Source organism: Microbacterium candidum (assembly GCF_030315975.1).
In the GTDB taxonomy this organism is placed as follows: domain Bacteria; phylum Actinomycetota; class Actinomycetes; order Actinomycetales; family Microbacteriaceae; genus Microbacterium; species Microbacterium candidum.
Window position 1 is genome coordinate 326,427 of record NZ_JASXSZ010000005.1, and the last position, 14,925, is coordinate 341,351.

The 14,925-nt window shown below is 71.9% G+C and carries 13 protein-coding genes; 6 read left to right on the forward strand and 7 right to left on the reverse strand.

The features are described 5' to 3' along the window. Positions 1–41 precede the first annotated feature (41 nt). The 3 genes from QSV35_RS16170 to QSV35_RS16180 all read left to right on the forward strand — a co-directional run bounded on the left by QSV35_RS16170 (position 42) and on the right by QSV35_RS16180 (position 2,656). A complete protein-coding gene (locus QSV35_RS16170) occupies positions 42–788 on the forward strand; it encodes a YflT domain-containing protein (protein WP_286289830.1) in 747 nt (248 codons plus the stop codon). Positions 789–794: 6 nt separating this feature from the next. Beyond that, the gene (locus QSV35_RS16175) at positions 795–1,478 is read left to right on the forward strand and encodes an alpha/beta hydrolase family protein (protein ID WP_286289831.1); all 684 of its coding nucleotides are present in this window, start codon (positions 795–797) and stop codon (positions 1,476–1,478) included. A gap of 119 nt (positions 1,479–1,597) precedes the next feature. After that, positions 1,598–2,656 (forward strand): chitinase, encoded by a 1,059-nt coding sequence (locus tag QSV35_RS16180; protein ID WP_286289832.1) that lies wholly within the window; start codon positions 1,598–1,600, stop codon positions 2,654–2,656. Between the two features lie 94 nt (positions 2,657–2,750). Here QSV35_RS16180 and QSV35_RS16185 read toward each other — a convergent pair whose 3' ends face one another. From QSV35_RS16185 to QSV35_RS16195, 3 genes are all read right to left on the reverse strand, one after another. Beyond that, entirely contained in the window at positions 2,751–4,481 is a 1,731-nt protein-coding gene (locus QSV35_RS16185) for a gamma-glutamyltransferase family protein (protein ID WP_286289903.1), read from the reverse strand. A 77-nt stretch (positions 4,482–4,558) separates the two neighbouring features. After that, positions 4,559–5,974 carry an aminopeptidase P family protein gene (locus QSV35_RS16190; protein ID WP_286289833.1) on the reverse strand — a complete coding sequence of 472 codons (1,416 nt, stop codon included), beginning with the start codon at positions 5,972–5,974 and terminating at the stop codon, positions 4,559–4,561. A gap of 53 nt (positions 5,975–6,027) precedes the next feature. After that, a complete protein-coding gene (locus QSV35_RS16195; RefSeq protein WP_286289834.1) occupies positions 6,028–7,047 on the reverse strand; it encodes an endonuclease/exonuclease/phosphatase family protein in 1,020 nt (339 codons plus the stop codon). Positions 7,048–7,142: 95 nt separating this feature from the next. On the opposite strand from QSV35_RS16195, the gene QSV35_RS16200 reads away from it, so the two are divergent. Then, positions 7,143–8,006 carry a PHP domain-containing protein gene (locus QSV35_RS16200; protein ID WP_286289835.1) on the forward strand — a complete coding sequence of 288 codons (864 nt, stop codon included), beginning with the start codon at positions 7,143–7,145 and terminating at the stop codon, positions 8,004–8,006. 32 nt (positions 8,007–8,038) lie between these two features. Here the strand turns inward: QSV35_RS16200 and QSV35_RS16205 are convergent, their stop codons facing one another. Then, positions 8,039–8,422, reverse strand: coding sequence for an SHOCT domain-containing protein (locus tag QSV35_RS16205; RefSeq protein WP_286289836.1), 384 nt, complete (start codon positions 8,420–8,422; stop codon positions 8,039–8,041). A gap of 146 nt (positions 8,423–8,568) precedes the next feature. Further along, positions 8,569–10,077, reverse strand: a complete 1,509-nt coding sequence (locus QSV35_RS16210) for a DEAD/DEAH box helicase (RefSeq protein WP_286289837.1) — start codon at positions 10,075–10,077, stop codon at positions 8,569–8,571. Between the two features lie 160 nt (positions 10,078–10,237). On the opposite strand from QSV35_RS16210, the gene QSV35_RS16215 reads away from it, so the two are divergent. Continuing rightward, complete coding sequence (locus QSV35_RS16215) at positions 10,238–10,951, forward strand: ferritin-like fold-containing protein (RefSeq protein ID WP_286289838.1); 714 nt, start codon at positions 10,238–10,240, stop codon at positions 10,949–10,951. A gap of 30 nt (positions 10,952–10,981) precedes the next feature. Here the strand turns inward: QSV35_RS16215 and QSV35_RS16220 are convergent, their stop codons facing one another. Together QSV35_RS16220 and QSV35_RS16225 are read right to left on the reverse strand one after the other, a co-directional pair. After that, entirely contained in the window at positions 10,982–11,269 is a 288-nt protein-coding gene (locus QSV35_RS16220) for a hypothetical protein (RefSeq protein WP_286289839.1), read from the reverse strand. Position 11,270: 1 nt separating this feature from the next. Continuing rightward, positions 11,271–11,495 carry a DUF3107 domain-containing protein gene (locus QSV35_RS16225; protein WP_286289840.1) on the reverse strand — a complete coding sequence of 75 codons (225 nt, stop codon included), beginning with the start codon at positions 11,493–11,495 and terminating at the stop codon, positions 11,271–11,273. 163 nt (positions 11,496–11,658) lie between these two features. Between QSV35_RS16225 and QSV35_RS16230 the strand changes: the two genes are divergently transcribed. After that, positions 11,659–14,922 (forward strand): ATP-dependent DNA helicase, encoded by a 3,264-nt coding sequence (locus QSV35_RS16230; protein WP_286289841.1) that lies wholly within the window; start codon positions 11,659–11,661, stop codon positions 14,920–14,922. The last annotated feature ends 3 nt before the right edge of the window (positions 14,923–14,925 follow it).

Here is a 14,925-nt window from a genome sequence, read left to right on the forward strand (position 1 = left end):
CTGCCGGAAGCGCCCGTGCCGGGCCATGGGAGGATGGGAGGATGACGATGATGAGCGGTGCGGTCGGCGCCGGCGGCACGGGGGAGAGCGTTGCGAGCTTCCCCACCTACGAGGCTGCGCAGAAGGCGGTGTCCACTCTCATCGCCGGAGACATCCCCGCCCGCGAGATCGCGATCGTCGGATACGGCCTGCGCTCGGTCGAGCGGGTCACCGGCCGCCTCGGCTACGCCGCCGCTGCACGCTCGGGCGCGATCAACGGCGTCCTCCTGGGGCTCCTGTTCTCCGCCATCTTCGTGCTCGGCAGCCCCTCGCCTTCGCTTGCGCTCTTCCTCGGCGTCATGTTCGTCGGCGTCGCCATCGGCATGCTGTTCTCGATCATGACGTACGGGATCGTGCGCCGCCGTCGCGACTACGCGTCCGTCATGCAGGTGATCGCGGACCACTACGAGGTCACGGTGCAGGAGACGAGCATCCACCGCGCCCGCCAGATCATCGGAGGCGCACCGCAGGCGCCTGCGCCGAATCATGCTCCGTCGGCTCCGGCGGCGCCGACATCGGCGGCCCCTCCGGCGGCCCCTCCGGCGGCACCGGGCGAGCACACGGAGCCGCCGCGCTACGGAGAGCGGATCCCGGCGACGCCTGCCGAGTCCGAGACCGCACCGGAACCCGAACCCGAACCCGGGAACGCACAGTCGGCAGCGGACGCGCAAGCGGGTGACCCGTCGGCGTCTAACGGCGGACAGGATGCGGGCGACGCCGCATCCGATCGCCCCGACGACCGCGACTGACCTGACATGGACGTCGCGCTGCGCGCGGATCGGCTGACCGTCGCCCTGCCGACGGGCGATGTGGAGGTCTCGGCCGCGTTCGCCGTGCCGGCAGACCCGTGGGCCGCGATCGCCGTCGCGCACGGTGCGGGTTCGCGCATGGACAATCCGCTCCTCGTCGGATTCGCGCGGGCGATGGCCGCGCACGGCGTCGCTGCGATGCGATTCAACTTCGCGTACTCCGAGGCGGGCAGGCGCATGCCTGGGCCGGCGGCCCATGCGATCGCGGCGTGGGCCTCCGCCGACGCGGCGCTGCGGGCGGCAGCGCCCGGAGTGCCGGTCGTCGCATCGGGGCGCTCCTACGGCGGACGGATGGCGTCGATGGCGGCCGCGTCCGGAGAGATCGCGCCGGACGCCCTCGTCTACCTCGGGTATCCGCTGCATCCCCCCGGCCGTCCCGACAGTCCGCGGGTCGAGCACCTGCCCGGGATCGCGGCTCCGCAGCTCTTCCTCTCGGGGGAGGCCGATCCGTTCGTCGACCCGCACGACCAGCTGCAGGCAGCGGTGGCGTCGTGCCAGGACGCCGTGCTCGAGTGGGCGCCCGGCGGCCACGGCTTCGAGGTCAAGGGGCGCAAGCGTCCGGCGGATGAGATCGGCGAGGAGATCGCCGCGCGCGTGCTCGCGTTCCTCCGCTCACGCCTCGCGGCCTAGTCGCGTTCCCTGGCGGTCCCTCTTGTGGGTCGCCACTCCATCGTCCTACGCTTGTTGTCGGTTGGTTTGTTAAGCGTATTAACGAAATACCGCCGTCCGTTCACGCAAAGGAGCAATGAATGAGAAGAACCGCAGCGTTCGGCGTCGCCGTGGCGGCCGCCGCGCTGAGCCTCGTGGTCGGCGCCCTCCCGGCATCGGCCGCAGGTGGGGGAGTGACCCACGTCATCCCCGCGCCGCCCCTGCCTTACCACGTGGCTGCGCCCTACGTCGACGTCACCGCCGTCGGCGACCTCGCGACCGTCGCACGCGACTCCGGGTCCAAGTATCTGAGCCTCGCGTTCCTGCAGACCGAGGCACCCGGGTCGTGCACGCCGTACTGGGCGGGCGACACCACGAAGCCGATGAGCGCTGACGTGTACGGGTCGCAGATCTCCCGCATCCGTCAGCGGGGCGGCGACGTCATCCCGTCGTTCGGCGGGTACGCGGCCGACACGACGAACACGGAGCTCTCGGACAGCTGCGACGACGTCGACAAGATCGCCGCCGCGCTGGAGAACATCTTCACGACGTACAAGGTCAAGCGGATCGACTTCGACATCGAGGCCGACTCCGTCCTCAACACGGCGGGCGTCGACCGGCGCAACGCCGCGATCGCCGAGGTCCAGGCCTGGGGCCGTGCGACGCACACGCCCGTCTCGTTCTCGTACACGCTGCCTTCCGCGACCTTCGGGCTCGTCGACAGCGGCATGGCGGTGCTCGCCTCGGCCGCCGCGCACGGTGCGGAGATCGCATCGGTCAACATCATGACGTTCGACTACTGGGACGGCCGGCATCACGACATGCTGGCTGACGCGGAGAACGCCGCCACCGATCTCACCGCCCAGCTGAAGGCCACGATCCTGCCGAACGCCACGCAGCGCGAGCTGTTCGCGCACGTCGGGATCATCCAGATGAACGGCATCGACGACTTCGGCCCCACCGAGACCTACACGGTGGACCAGGCGAAGGCTCTCGTCGATTGGGCGTCACGCAAGGGTCTCGCCTTCATGGGGTTCTGGGCCCTCCAGCGTGACCACGGCACCTGCCCGGGTAGGGCGGGCGGCTGGAACTGCTCCGGCATCGACCAGGCCGACTGGGCGTTCACCCACGCATACACGCCTTTCACCGCCCGTCGCTGAGATCAGCCATCGACTCGCGAGGGTGCACGTGTTCGAAACGAGTGCACCCTCGCGGGATCCGTCCTCGATTCGCCCTCGCGGATCGGCTCGAGGTTCAGCGTCCGGCGGCGTATCCGAGCATTCCGCGCGGGTTCGCCGCGGCCCACAGCACGCCCGTCGCGCGGTCGATGCCGACGGCTGACAGCCGGCCGAGCGACCAGTCGCCCGCCACCTCGACGTCGTGGCCGCGACGGCGGAGCTCCGCGATGACGTCCTCGCCGATGCGCCCCTCCACGACGACGCCGGCAGGCGTCCAGGTGCGGGGCCAGAACGAGTCGATGAGCGCCGTCGTGTGCAGCGAGGGGGCGTCGATCGCCTGCTGCGGCGTGTAGCCGCCGACGATGAGACGCAGCAGTGCGGGGAGCTGCCATTGATCCTGCTGGTCGCCGCCCGGCGTGCCGATGGCCATCACGGCAGCGCCGTCGCGGAGGATGAGCGTCGGGGTGAGCGTCGTGCGCGGGCGGGCGCCCGGGCGGAGCGCGGACGGCGACGACTCGTCGAGCCATGTCATCTGCAGCCGCGTGCCGAGGCAGAAGCCGAGCGAAGGGATCGTCGGCGACGACTGCAGCCAGCCGCCCGAGGGCGTCACCGCGACGATGTTGCCCCAGCGGTCGACGACGTCGATGTGGCACGTGTCGCCCCGGGTCTCGCCGGTGCCCTGCACCGTCGGCTCGCCGACGCCGAGAGAGTCGTCGTCATCCGGGCCGTCGTCGATGCGCAGCGGCGGTCGGAACGGACTCCGTTCGTCGACGTCTCCGGGCCGCCATTCGTGCGACGCATGCGCGCCCAGCTGGGCACGCCGTGCGGACACGTACTCGTCCGTCAGCAGCGCGTCGACGGATGCGGCGTCGCCGAAGTAGGCGTCGCGATCCGCCAGGGCGAGCTTGAGGGCCTCGACGACGTGGTGGGCGCCGAGGCCGGTCGACGGGTCGAGCTCGTCGTCCGGGAGCCCGTCGAGGATCCGGAGCGCCTCGAGGAGCGCGGGACCCTGGGTCCACGCATCCGCCTTCGCGACGACATGCCCCCGGAAGGTCGCGGTGACGGCCTCCTCGTATCCGGCGCGGAAGCCGGTGACGTCTTCGGGGCTGATGACGCCCGCGTGGTCGCCGCCCGTCGAATGACGGTGCGGAGAGGCCACGAACGCGGAGGCCTCCGTTCCGACGATCTCCGCCCACAGGTCGCGCGCGGCGTCGACGGCCGACGCCCGATCAGGCACGGCGGCGGAGGCGGCGACGAGCCGCTCGAGCACATCGGCGTATGCCGGATTGCGCACGAGGTCGCCCTCGACGGGCATTCGGCCGTCGGGCGTCCAGAGCGCTGCCGACGACGGCCAGTGGTCGGTGAACAGGGCGGCCACGCGCGCGATCGTCGCGGCCGCGGTGGGGGACAGCGGGACGCCGGTGCGCGCGTACGCGATCGTCGGAGCGAGGACGTCGCCGACGGACATCGTTCCGTGGTCGCGCAGCATCAGCAGCCACGCATCCACGGCACCCGGAACCGCCGCGGCGAGCGCGCCCGCGCCCGGGACGAGATCGAGTCCCTCCGCACGGTAACGCTCGATCGTGGCCCCCGAGGGAGCGGGCCCCTGGCCCATCAGGACGACGGGGCGGCCGGGCTCGGCTGCCGTCGCGAAGATGCCGACGAGGTCGCCGCCCGGTCCGTTCAGGTGGGGCTCGACGAGGTGCAGGGCGAATCCGCCCGCGACGACCGCATCGAACGCGTTCCCCCCGCGCTCGAGGACCCCCTGGGCCACCGCGGTGGCGATCCAGTGGGTGGATGCCGCCATCCCGAACGAGCCGGTGAGGGTCGGCCGGGTGGTGAACGTGCTCGGCGCTGTGAAGCCCCGGCCGCCCCGCTCGCCGGTCACCCGCGTGCGTCCGCGATCCAGGCCTCGACCTCGTCCGCGGTGCGCGGGATGCCGGCGGAGAGGTTCACGGGTCCGTCGGCGGTCATGAGGATGTCGTCCTCGATGCGCGCGCCGATGCCGCGGAGTTCCTCCGGGACGGTGAGGTCGTCGATCTGGAAGTAGAGCCCGGGCTCGATCGTGAACACCATGCCGGGCTCCAGCAGCCCGTCGTAGTACATGTCGCGGCGGGCCTGGGCGCAGTCGTGCACGTCGATGCCGAGGTGGTGGCTCGTGCCGTGCACCATGTAGCGGCGGTGCTGACCGCCGAGGTCGGCGTCCAGCGCCTCCTCCGGCGTGACAGGAAGAAGGCCCCACTCGGCGACGCGCCGCGCGATGACATCCATCGCGGCGGCGTGCACGCTGCGGAAGGGCACCCCCGGCTGCGCGGCGGCGAATGCGGCGTCGGCGGCCTCGCGCACCGTCTCGTAGACGCGCCGCTGGACCTCGCTGAAGCGGCCCGAGACCGGGAGCGTGCGTGTGATGTCGGCCGTGTAGAGGCTGTCGACCTCGACGCCTGCATCGATCAGGATGAGGTCGCCCGGCACGACGGCGCCGTCGTTGCGCGTCCAGTGCAGATAGCACGCGTGCGGACCGGCGGCGGCGATCGTGTCGTAGCCCTCGCCGTTGCCGTCGCTGCGCGCGCGGCGGTGGAAGACGCCCTCGACGACCCGCTCACCACGCGGGTGCTCGATGATCGACGGGAGTTCGCGCACGATGTCGTCGAACCCGGCGGCGGTGACGTCGACCGCGAGACGCATCTGCGCGATCTCGTACTCGTCCTTGACGAGCCGCAGCTCCGACACGACGCGGGTCAGGTTCTCATCCTCGTCGAGGACGAGGTCGCCCTCCTGCTCGTCGAACCCGTCGACGTGGGCCGTGGCGATGCCGAGCTCCACCGCGACTGCGCCGAGCGCGCCGCGCGGGCCGATCCAGAACTCGCCGATCGAGTGGTTCGCATAGAACTCGGCAGTCGTGCGGTCGGCGCGCTCGCGGAAGTAGAGCGTGACGTCGTGGCCGTCCGCCGTGGGATCGAACACGAGCACCGCCCCGGGCTCGGAGTCCGCGCCCCAGCCGGTCAGGTGCGAGAAGGCCGAGTGCGCACGGAACGCGTAGTCGGTGTCGTTGCTGCGCTGCTTCGCGTCGCCGGCCGGGATCACGAGACGCCTGCCCGGGAACTCGGCGGACACGCGCGCGCGGCGCGCCGCGGCGAAGGGCGCCTCCGGCCGCTCCGGCGGCGCGGACTCGGGGCGCTCGGCCCAGCCCGTGGAGATCGTGTCGAGGAAGCCCTGCGGGAAGGGCTGACGCCGATTCGTGTTCGTGTTCTCGGTGGTGTCCGTGGGGGTGCTCGTGGCGCCGTTGCTCGTGCCGGTCATCCCTCCATCCTCGCATCCCGCGCCGGCTGCAGATTCAGCGGGCCGCCGGTGTGTCAGGAGGCAGGTTCCAACTGCACGACGAGCGGGCGATGGTCGCTGCCCGACCCGTCGAGCGACTCGAGCACGACCGATCCGGAGGCGCGCCATGCCGTGGTCGTCATGACATGGTCGATCGGCGATCCGAGCAGCGCGGGCATCGATGTCGGCCAGGTGCCGACGGCGCCGTTGCCGGTGGACTGTGCGGCATCCGTGCACTTGCCGAGGGTGGCGCCGCCGATGCCGAGACCGGACATGTGGTCGACGGTGGCGTTGAAGTCGCCCGCCATGATCACGTTGGTCGAGCCGCATTGGTCGGCGAGCCAGCGGAGGTCCGACCGCCACCGGGTGAGGTAGGCCTCGCGAGGGGCGACGGCGTGCGCGGCGACGACGACGGGACCGCTGCCGTTGACGGGCATCGCGACGACGCTCGGAACCGTGGAGGTGCCGGTCGAGCCGTTCACCGACGACTCCACGACGGAGTAGTCGCCGAGCCGCGGCGAGATGAGCAGCGTCGTGGAGCTGGCATCCCAGCCGTGCGCGCCGTACTGCGTGTGGTACGCCCACATGCGGTGGTTCATCCCCCGCATGGCGAGCGCGACCTTCTCCCCGGTGGAGATCGTGGTCTCGGGCAGCGACACGATGTCGGCGTCCATCGCGACGGCGGTCCGCGCGATCGTCTCGGGGCTCGTCGCCGACCCCGCCGTGTTCCAGGTCAGCACGCGCACGCTCTTCGTGCCCTTCGCCGGCAGCGCGTCGGCGCCGACGCCGCGGACGAGGAGGATCGCGCCGCCGGCGATGGCCGCGAGGGCGACGACGATCGCCAGCGCCAACGCGATCGGACGCACCGGACGGATCAGCGCGAGCAGCAGCAGGAGGATCATCAGGGCGATGCAGACCGCGACGTCGACGCCGCGGAACGCGATCGTCTGCGCGAACGGGTACGTGCGCTCGAGCTTCAGGATCTGCGGCCACGTGAGCAGCAGGGCCGCGGCCGCGCACACGAGCGCGGCGATCACTCCCAGGACGCGCAGCACAGTCGAGACTCTAGGCGAGCAGGCTGTGCAACGAATGGATGGCGCCTCCCTGCGCCCTGCGCGAAGCCCGAGGCGCAGCCCGATACGCTCGGAGGATGGTGAGCGGGCAGAGGTTCGAGGGACCGAGCGACCTCCACCTGCACTCGGTCGTCTCCGACGGCACCGAGACGCCCGCCGCAGTCATCGCGGCGGCCCACGCTCACGGTCTGCGCACCGTCGCCCTCACCGATCACGACACGACATCGGGATGGGCCGAGGCCGCGGAGGCGGCGACGTCTCTCGGGATGACGTTCCTCCCGGGCATGGAGCTGTCCGCACGGCACGAATGGCGCAGCGTCCATGTCCTCGCGTACCTCGTCGACCCCGACGATGCCGACCTCCGCGCGATGACCGAGCGCATCCGCGCGTCGCGCCTCACGCGCGCGCAGGTGATGGCAGAGCGCATCGGGCGCGACTACGACCTGACGTGGGACGACATCGTCGCCCAGACGGCTGCGGGGACGACGGTCGGTCGCCCGCACATCGCGGATGCCCTGGTCGCCCGAGGCTACGTCCGCGACCGCACGGAGGCGTTCGCCGGCATCCTGAGCCCCCGCAGCGACTACTACGTCGCGCTGTTCGCGCCCGACCCGGTCACGGCGGTGACGCTCGTCGCCGGAGCCGGGGGAGTGCCCATCATCGCGCACCCCGCGGGGCGCGCGGGTGTCCTTCCGCGAGCGCTGCTCGATCGGATGCTGGGCGCAGGCCTCGCCGGGTTCGAGCTGGCCCACCGGGAGAACACCGAGGAGGGTGTCCGCATCCTCGGGCGTCTCGTCGCGGACCACGACCTGATCGTCACGGGATCCAGCGACTACCACGGGCTGGGCAAGCCGAACGTCCCCGGCGAGAACACGACGAGCGACGAGATGGTCGCCCGCATCATCGCCCGCGCAACGGGAAGCGCCCCCGTCTATCCGTAGAGAGGACGAGGGCGCTCCGTCGGGCGGTCAGCTCAGCTGAGCGCCTTGGCCTTCAGCTGGTCGTACTCGGCCTGCGTGATGGAGCCGGCGTCGAGCAGCTCCTTCGCGTGGGCGATCTCCTCGCTGGGGCTCTTCGAGCCGGCCACCTGACGGATGTACGCGTCGGTGTCGCTCTGCACCTGCACGGCCTCCTTGACGCTGCGCTCCGCCATGCCGCGGCCGCGCGCGATGAGGTAGATCAGCGCCGTGAGGAACGGCACGAAGATCAGGAAGATGATCCACAGTGCCTTCCACCAGCCGTTGAGCTTGTGGTCACGGAAGAGGTCGCCGATGATCGAGAAGAGGACCATCAGGTAGGCGATGAAGACGAACGACCACAGGAAGATCCAGATGATGTCCCCGATGTTTGACCCCATTGATACTCCTTAAAGAGTGTGATGCCGCAGAACGCGGTGTTCAGGTCGGCTGAAACTGCCGATACAGCGATTATTGCGCGTTTGCACGGCGTTCTCCCATTTTCGACGGGAGAACGCCGAACGCGGTTCGCTTTCCTGAGGCCCGGTCAGGCCGCGGTACCGCCCTCGGGGCGCGGGGCCCGGCGGCGACGACGACGCCGCGGGGCGGGACGGCCGTCGTGGTGCTCCTTGCCGCTGCCGTCGTGTGTCCCGGTGCCGTCGACCGCGGCCTCGCCGGATGCTGCGGCAGGGGCCGCCGCATCCGTCTCCGCTGCGCCCGCGGCATCCGTCTCGAACGTCGATCCCACGCGCTCGCCGCCGCGCGTGCGGCGCCGACGACGGCGCGTCGTGCCTTCCGAGGCTCCCTCGGCCGCCGCGTCCGCCGCGCTCTGGGGCTTGCGCTCCTTCGCGGGCGCGGAAGCCTTCGGAGCGCTCGCGATGCGGCCCTTCGTGCCCTCGGGGATGTCGAGGTCCGCGTACAGGTGCGGGCTCGACGAGTACGTCTCGACCGGATCGGGCTGACCGAAGTCGAGCGCACGGTTGATGAGGGCCCACTTGTGCAGGTCCTCCCAGTCGACGAACGTCACGGCGATGCCGGTCTTGCCGGCGCGGCCCGTGCGGCCGGCGCGGTGCAGGTACGTCTTGTCGTCGTCGGGGACGGTGTGGTTGATGACGTGCGTGACGTCGTCGACGTCGATGCCGCGGGCGGCGACATCCGTCGCGATCAGCACATCGCGCTTGCCCGCCTTGAACGCGGCCATCGAGCGCTCGCGCGACTCCTGGCTCATGTCGCCGTGCACCGCTGCCGCGTTGAACCCGCGGTCGCCGAGCTCGTCGACCAGGCGCTGGGCGGCGCGCTTGGTGCGGGTGAAGATCACCGTCTTGCCGCGGCCTTCGGACTGCAGGATGCGGGCGATGACCTCGTCCTTGTCGAGCGAGTGCGCGCGGTAGACGAGGTGGCGGATGTTCGCCTGCATGAGGCCCTCGTCGGGATCGGTCGCACGGATGTGGATCGGGTTCGACATGAAGCGGCGCGCCAGCGCGATGATCGGGCCGGGCATCGTCGCCGAGAACAGCTGCGTGTGTCGGACGGCCGGGACCTTCGCGAAGATCTTCTCGATGTCGGGGAGGAAGCCGAGGTCGAGCATCTTGTCGGCCTCGTCGAGGACCACCTCGGTGGCGTTCGACAGGTCGAGCAGCCGCTGCCCGGCGAGGTCGATGAGACGGCCGGGCGTGCCGACGACGATCTGCGCGCCGGCCTTGAGCTGCTCGATCTGGCCCTCGTAGGCCTTGCCTCCGTAGATCGCCACGACGCTCGTCGGGCGGTTGGCCGTCAGCATGTCGATGTCCTCGTAGACCTGCACTGCGAGCTCACGCGTCGGCACGACGATGAGCGCCTTGACCCCCGGCGCAGGGTCGGCGCCGAGGCGCTGCACGACGGGGATGCCGAAGCCGAAGGTCTTGCCGGTGCCGGTCTTGGCCTGGCCGATGATGTCCTGGCCGGGGAGGCCGAGGGGGATCGTCTGCTCCTGGATGGGGAACGCGTCGACGATGCCCTTGGAGGCGAGCGAGTCGACGATGTCCTGGTCGACGCCGAGGTCGGCGAAGGTCGTCACGATATGAACCTGTTCACATGAGGGCGGCGCCCGAGGCGCCGCGGCGATTGATCCACGCCCTTCATCTGCGCAGGCGCGGGGCCCCGATCCGATGCCGGGGCGGCTACCAGGATACCGGGATGAGCCGGTGAGCCCGGGAATGCGCCCCTAAGGTGGATGCATGTGGGAATGGCTGCGCCGGAATCGTGAGCCCCGACGCACTCTCCGCGTGCGATCGAGGGACGAAGCATCCGACGCCACGCTCGTCGATTTCGCGGAGCTCGCGCCCGACGTCGACACGTTCCTGGGGCAGGCCGCGTACCTGCAGCTCGGCTTCTTCGAGACGATCAGCGAGCTGATCACGGCGACGCCGGGGCTCGCCGACAAGGAGGCGCTGTCCGGCGCCGCCGGCGCCGCGCTGCGCAAGCACGAGGAGCTCGTCGCCCTCATCCGGGCGGACGGCGACGACCCGACGGAGCTGATGCTCCCCTTCCGCGAGCCCCTCGACGCCTTCCGCACCGCGACGCACGGTCTGCGCACTCAGGAGACCATGCTCTCGGTCCACATCACGGCGGGCATGCTCGACGACTTCTACCTCGCCCTCGCCTCGAGCTATGGCGAGACGGGTCGCCAGGTCGCCCGCATCCTCCGCTCCGGCGACGATCGCCAGGCGATCGTCGACATCGTGACGCGCACGATCGCGAGCGATGCGGAATGGGCCTCGCTGCTGTCGCTGTGGGGACGGCGCCTGGTCGGCGACACGCTGCTCATCGCCCGCGCTGCGCTCGCGCCTGTGCGCCTCGACGAGGCGGAGGAGAAGCAGGTGGAGCCGGTCTTCACCGAGCTGCTCGCCGCTCACGAGCGGCGGATGGCGGCGATGGGGCTCGCCGCGTAACGCTGTCGCGCCGGATGCGGCGCTCCCGCGTCAGACGAGGTGCAGCCGGAGACGCTCCGCCCGGTCGTGCCGACGGCGGATCGCCGTGAGCCCGACGACGAGCGGGTAGAGGATGAACGGCGCCGCGAGCGACCACGCCCACAGCCAACCGTTGTCGACCTTCAGACCCGCCCACGTGAGGGCGAGCCACACCGCGCCGCCGATCACGGCACCCGCGATCGGAACGAGCGCGACGCCGCGCGTGCCACGGCCGGGCAGCGTCAGGTGCACGAGACCGCCGACGGCGGCCCCGAACAGGAATGCCAGGAGGATCTGCACGTCAGGCCACGAATCCGACGCGGCGCGACTCCTCGGTGCCGAGCTCGACGTAGGCGAGGCCGGCGGTCGGCACGATGTAGGTCGTGCCCTTCGCGTCGGCGAGGGTGATGTGCGTCGCCTTCGCGTCGAGGGCGTCGGCGAGGGCCTGCTTGACCGTCTCGGCCGAGTCGTTCGTCTCGAAGTTGAGCTCACGGCCGGTGTTCGCGATGCCGATGCGGATCTCCACGGCGGTCCCTTTCTGCAGAGTCGACGCGCTCGTTCGACGAGCGCATGGCCACTCTATGACACCGGTCGGCGGCGCCGGCGCGCCCGTGGCACGCTCTGGGCGAACGCCGCACCGCCTCGTGGCTGCGCGCCGTGTCGGCACCGCGCGCTACCGTGGCAGGCGTATGGGAACCATGGAGCTGGATGCCGCGCAGCAGGCGGTCGCAGACCTCGACCCGCGCGCATCCGGCGTCGTCATCGGAGCGCCTGGAACGGGCAAGACGACGGCGCTCGCCGCGCGTGCGGCGGCCGTGCTGGATGCAGGGCTGACGACCGACGAGCTGCTCGTGCTGACGCCGACCCGGCAGACCGCGACGGCGCTGCGCGACCGGCTGGCCCTCGCCGCCGGGCACGCGACAGCGGGGCCTCTTGCACGGTCGCTGGCGTCGTTCGCATTCCAGCTCGTCCGGGCCGCCGCCGTGCAGCGCGGGGACGAGCCGCCCCTGCTGCTGACCGCGGGCGACCAGGACCGCATCCTCTCCGAGCTCCTGGCGGGCGACGCGGAGGATGCGGCGGCCGGTCACGACCGGTGGCCTGGTGACCTCGGGCCGCACGTGCGGGCGTCCCGATCGTTCCGCACCGAGCTGCGGACGCTCATCGCGGAGTGCGCGCAGCTGCGCATCGACCCCGGCGAGCTGGCGCGCCTGGGAGCGGCTCACGACCGCCCGGCGTGGGTGGCCGCAGCATCCTTCCTCTCCGACTACCGCGACGTCATGGGGCAGATGCGCGCGGCCCACCGCGAAGCGGCCGACCTCGTGGCCGAGGCGGCCACGATCCTGCGCGAAGCGAGGCCGGGGCTCTCCGCCGAGGCCCAGCTCGGCGGTCCGGCCCTTCTGAAGGTCGTTCTCGTCGACGATGCCCAGGAGCTGACGCGCGGCGGCATCGAGCTCATCCGGGCGCTGCGCGGCCGCGGCGTCGCCGTGCTCGCATTCGGTGACCCCGACATCGGCTCCGGCGCGTTCCGGGGCGCGGGGCCGGAGCTCTTCGCCGAGCTGTGCGCGCTGCTCGGCCCGCTGCACGTGCTCGACGAGCCCCACCGGTCAGCCGCATCCATCACCCGCGTCGCGCGTGTCGTGACGGGCGCGATCGGAGCGGCCGGCCGCGTCGACCACCGGCGGGCACCCGGGCCGGAGACCGATGACCTGGCCCTCCGCACGATCGTCGCCCCCTCGCCCTTCGAGGAGGTCGACCGCGTCGCGCGGACCCTGCGCGAATGGCACGTGCTCGACGAGATCCCCTGGGCGGAGATGGCCGTCATCGCCCATGACACGCGCCAGGTCGCGTCCCTCGAGGTCGAGCTCGCCGCACGCGAGGTGCCCACGCGTGCGGCCGGCGTGCAGCGTCCGCTGGGCCGCGAGCAGGTCGTCCGCGATCTCGTGGAGATCGTCCGGCTGGGCCTGACCCCGGCGGCGGAGCGCGACCCGGACCGCCTGGCCGCGGCTCTCCTGTCGCCGTTCGGTGGACTGGATGCGGTGGGCCTGCGACGCCTGCGCGCGCGCTTGCGCCATGCGGCCCTGCGTGAGGCGCAGGAGCCCGGTGCGCCGCCCGCCCGTCCGGCGCGCGAGCTCCTGCGCGACGCCCTCGCGACGCCGCTCGAACTGGGGCTCCTCGGCACGCGCGAAGGCGGTGTCGCCGAGCGGCTCGGCGTCACGCTCGGTCGGCTGGGGGAGGAGGCGGCGCAGGGCGCCACCATCCACGATCTGCTCTGGACCGCGTGGGACCGCGCGAGGGAGGCGGTCACGGGCCGTCGTCTCTCGGACGCCTGGCGAGACGAGGCGTCCGGCACCGGCGTCCTCGCCGCCGAAGCCGACCATGCCCTCGACGCGCTCGTCGCGCTCTTCGACGCCGCCAAGCGTGCCGTCGAGCGCGCACCGGACGACGGGCCGTGGCCGTTCGTCCACCGGATCCTCGACGGCGACGTGCCCGAGGACATCCTCGCCGCCCCCGATCGCGGACAGACCGTCACCCTCATGACGCCGGCCGCCGCGCTCGGCGCCGAGTTCGAGGCGGTCGTGATCGCGGGCGTCCAGGACGGCGTGTGGCCGAACGTCCGGCTGCGCGGCGGACTCCTCGACACGTGGCGGCTGTCCGATGACGTCGCGGCATGGCGCGCCGGGCGGGCAGCGCCCGACGATGTTCCGGTGCTCGACCGCAGGCGGGCCGCGCTGCACGACGAGCTGCGCCTGCTGGTGCGCGCCGTGACGCGCGCCCGCACGCGGCTCGTCGTCACCGCGGTCGACGACGACGATCTCGGATCGAGCCCGCTGCTGTCGTACTTCCCCCCGCCCGACGACGACCCGGACGGGCCGTCGGTGCCGCAGCATCCGCTCACCCTGCGCGGGCTCGTCGCCCAGCACCGGCGGACACTGACGTCGTCCCTCGCGGCGCCGGTCCGCGAGCACGCAGCGGGCCAGCTCGCCGTCCTCGCAGCGGCCCGTGTGCCGGGGGCCGCGCCCGCGGAGTGGTACGGCATCCGGCCGCCGTCGTCCACGGAACCGCTCCGCGACCCCGCGCGCGGGCCCGTGCACGTGTCGCCGTCGAAGCTCGAGGGGTTCGCCGCATGCGAGCTGGACTGGGCGGTGCGCGCACTCGGCGGGGACACGAGGTCGTCGTCCGCCGGCGTCGGCACGATCCTGCACGCGGCGCTCGAAGAGGTGCCGAGCGGCGTGCTCGCCGACCTGGAGGCGCTCGTCGACGGGCGCTGGGGCGAGCTCGACTTCGAGGCTCCGTGGCTCGGAGTGAAGGAGCGCGCATGGGCGACGGTCCTCGTCGGGCGGCTGCACGTCTACCTCGACCGCTTCGCCCGCGAAGGCGGGAAGGCGATCGGCGCGGAGACGCGCTTCCGCATCGGCGTCGACATGGATGCGGCCGCCGACGTCGCCCCCGCGGTCGTCGAGGGGGAGTCCGCGGAAGGCCGGCGCGTGGCGCTCCTCAGCGGTTCGGTCGATCGCGTCGAGGTCTACCCGCCGGGCGGGGGCGAGGACGTCCCCGCGGACGCCGGGCGTCCCGAGGCCGAGCGTGTAATGATCGTCGACCTCAAGACCGGGCGCTCCGAGGCCCGTGTGACCGCGGAGAAGGTCGTCGACGACCCGCAGCTGGCCGCCTACCAGCTCGCTCTGCTCGAAGGCCGGATCGCCGGGGCCGAGCCTGCCGACAACGCCGGTGCGCGCCTGTTGGTGCTCTCGCGCACTCTCAAGAACACCCACTACCGCCTCGCCCGACAGGAGCCCATGACCCCCGACCAGCGTGCCGAGTTCCTTCATCGCATCGTCGAGACCGCGCGCGGGATGGCCTCGGACGCATTCGATGCGCACCTGGACACGCACTGCCGCGTCGACAGGTTCGCCGTGTGCGGCATCCACACGATCAAGGCGGTGTCGGCGTCGTGACCG

Excerpts from the sequence above, each read along its gene's own strand:
- QSV35_RS16170 (WP_286289830.1), top strand. The coding sequence starts at position 42 with ATGACGATGATGAGCGGTGCGGTCGGCGCCGGCGGCACGGGGGAGAGC.
- QSV35_RS16175 (WP_286289831.1), top strand. The coding sequence starts at position 795 with ATGGACGTCGCGCTGCGCGCGGATCGGCTGACCGTCGCCCTGCCGACG.
- QSV35_RS16180 (WP_286289832.1), top strand. The coding sequence starts at position 1,598 with ATGAGAAGAACCGCAGCGTTCGGCGTCGCCGTGGCGGCCGCCGCGCTG.
- QSV35_RS16185 (WP_286289903.1), bottom strand. The coding sequence starts at position 4,481 with ATGGCGGCATCCACCCACTGGATCGCCACCGCGGTGGCCCAGGGGGTC.
- QSV35_RS16190 (WP_286289833.1), bottom strand. The coding sequence starts at position 5,974 with ATGACCGGCACGAGCAACGGCGCCACGAGCACCCCCACGGACACCACC.
- QSV35_RS16200 (WP_286289835.1), top strand. The coding sequence starts at position 7,143 with ATGGTGAGCGGGCAGAGGTTCGAGGGACCGAGCGACCTCCACCTGCAC.
- QSV35_RS16205 (WP_286289836.1), bottom strand. The coding sequence starts at position 8,422 with ATGGGGTCAAACATCGGGGACATCATCTGGATCTTCCTGTGGTCGTTC.
- QSV35_RS16215 (WP_286289838.1), top strand. The coding sequence starts at position 10,238 with ATGTGGGAATGGCTGCGCCGGAATCGTGAGCCCCGACGCACTCTCCGC.
- QSV35_RS16230 (WP_286289841.1), top strand. The coding sequence starts at position 11,659 with ATGGGAACCATGGAGCTGGATGCCGCGCAGCAGGCGGTCGCAGACCTC.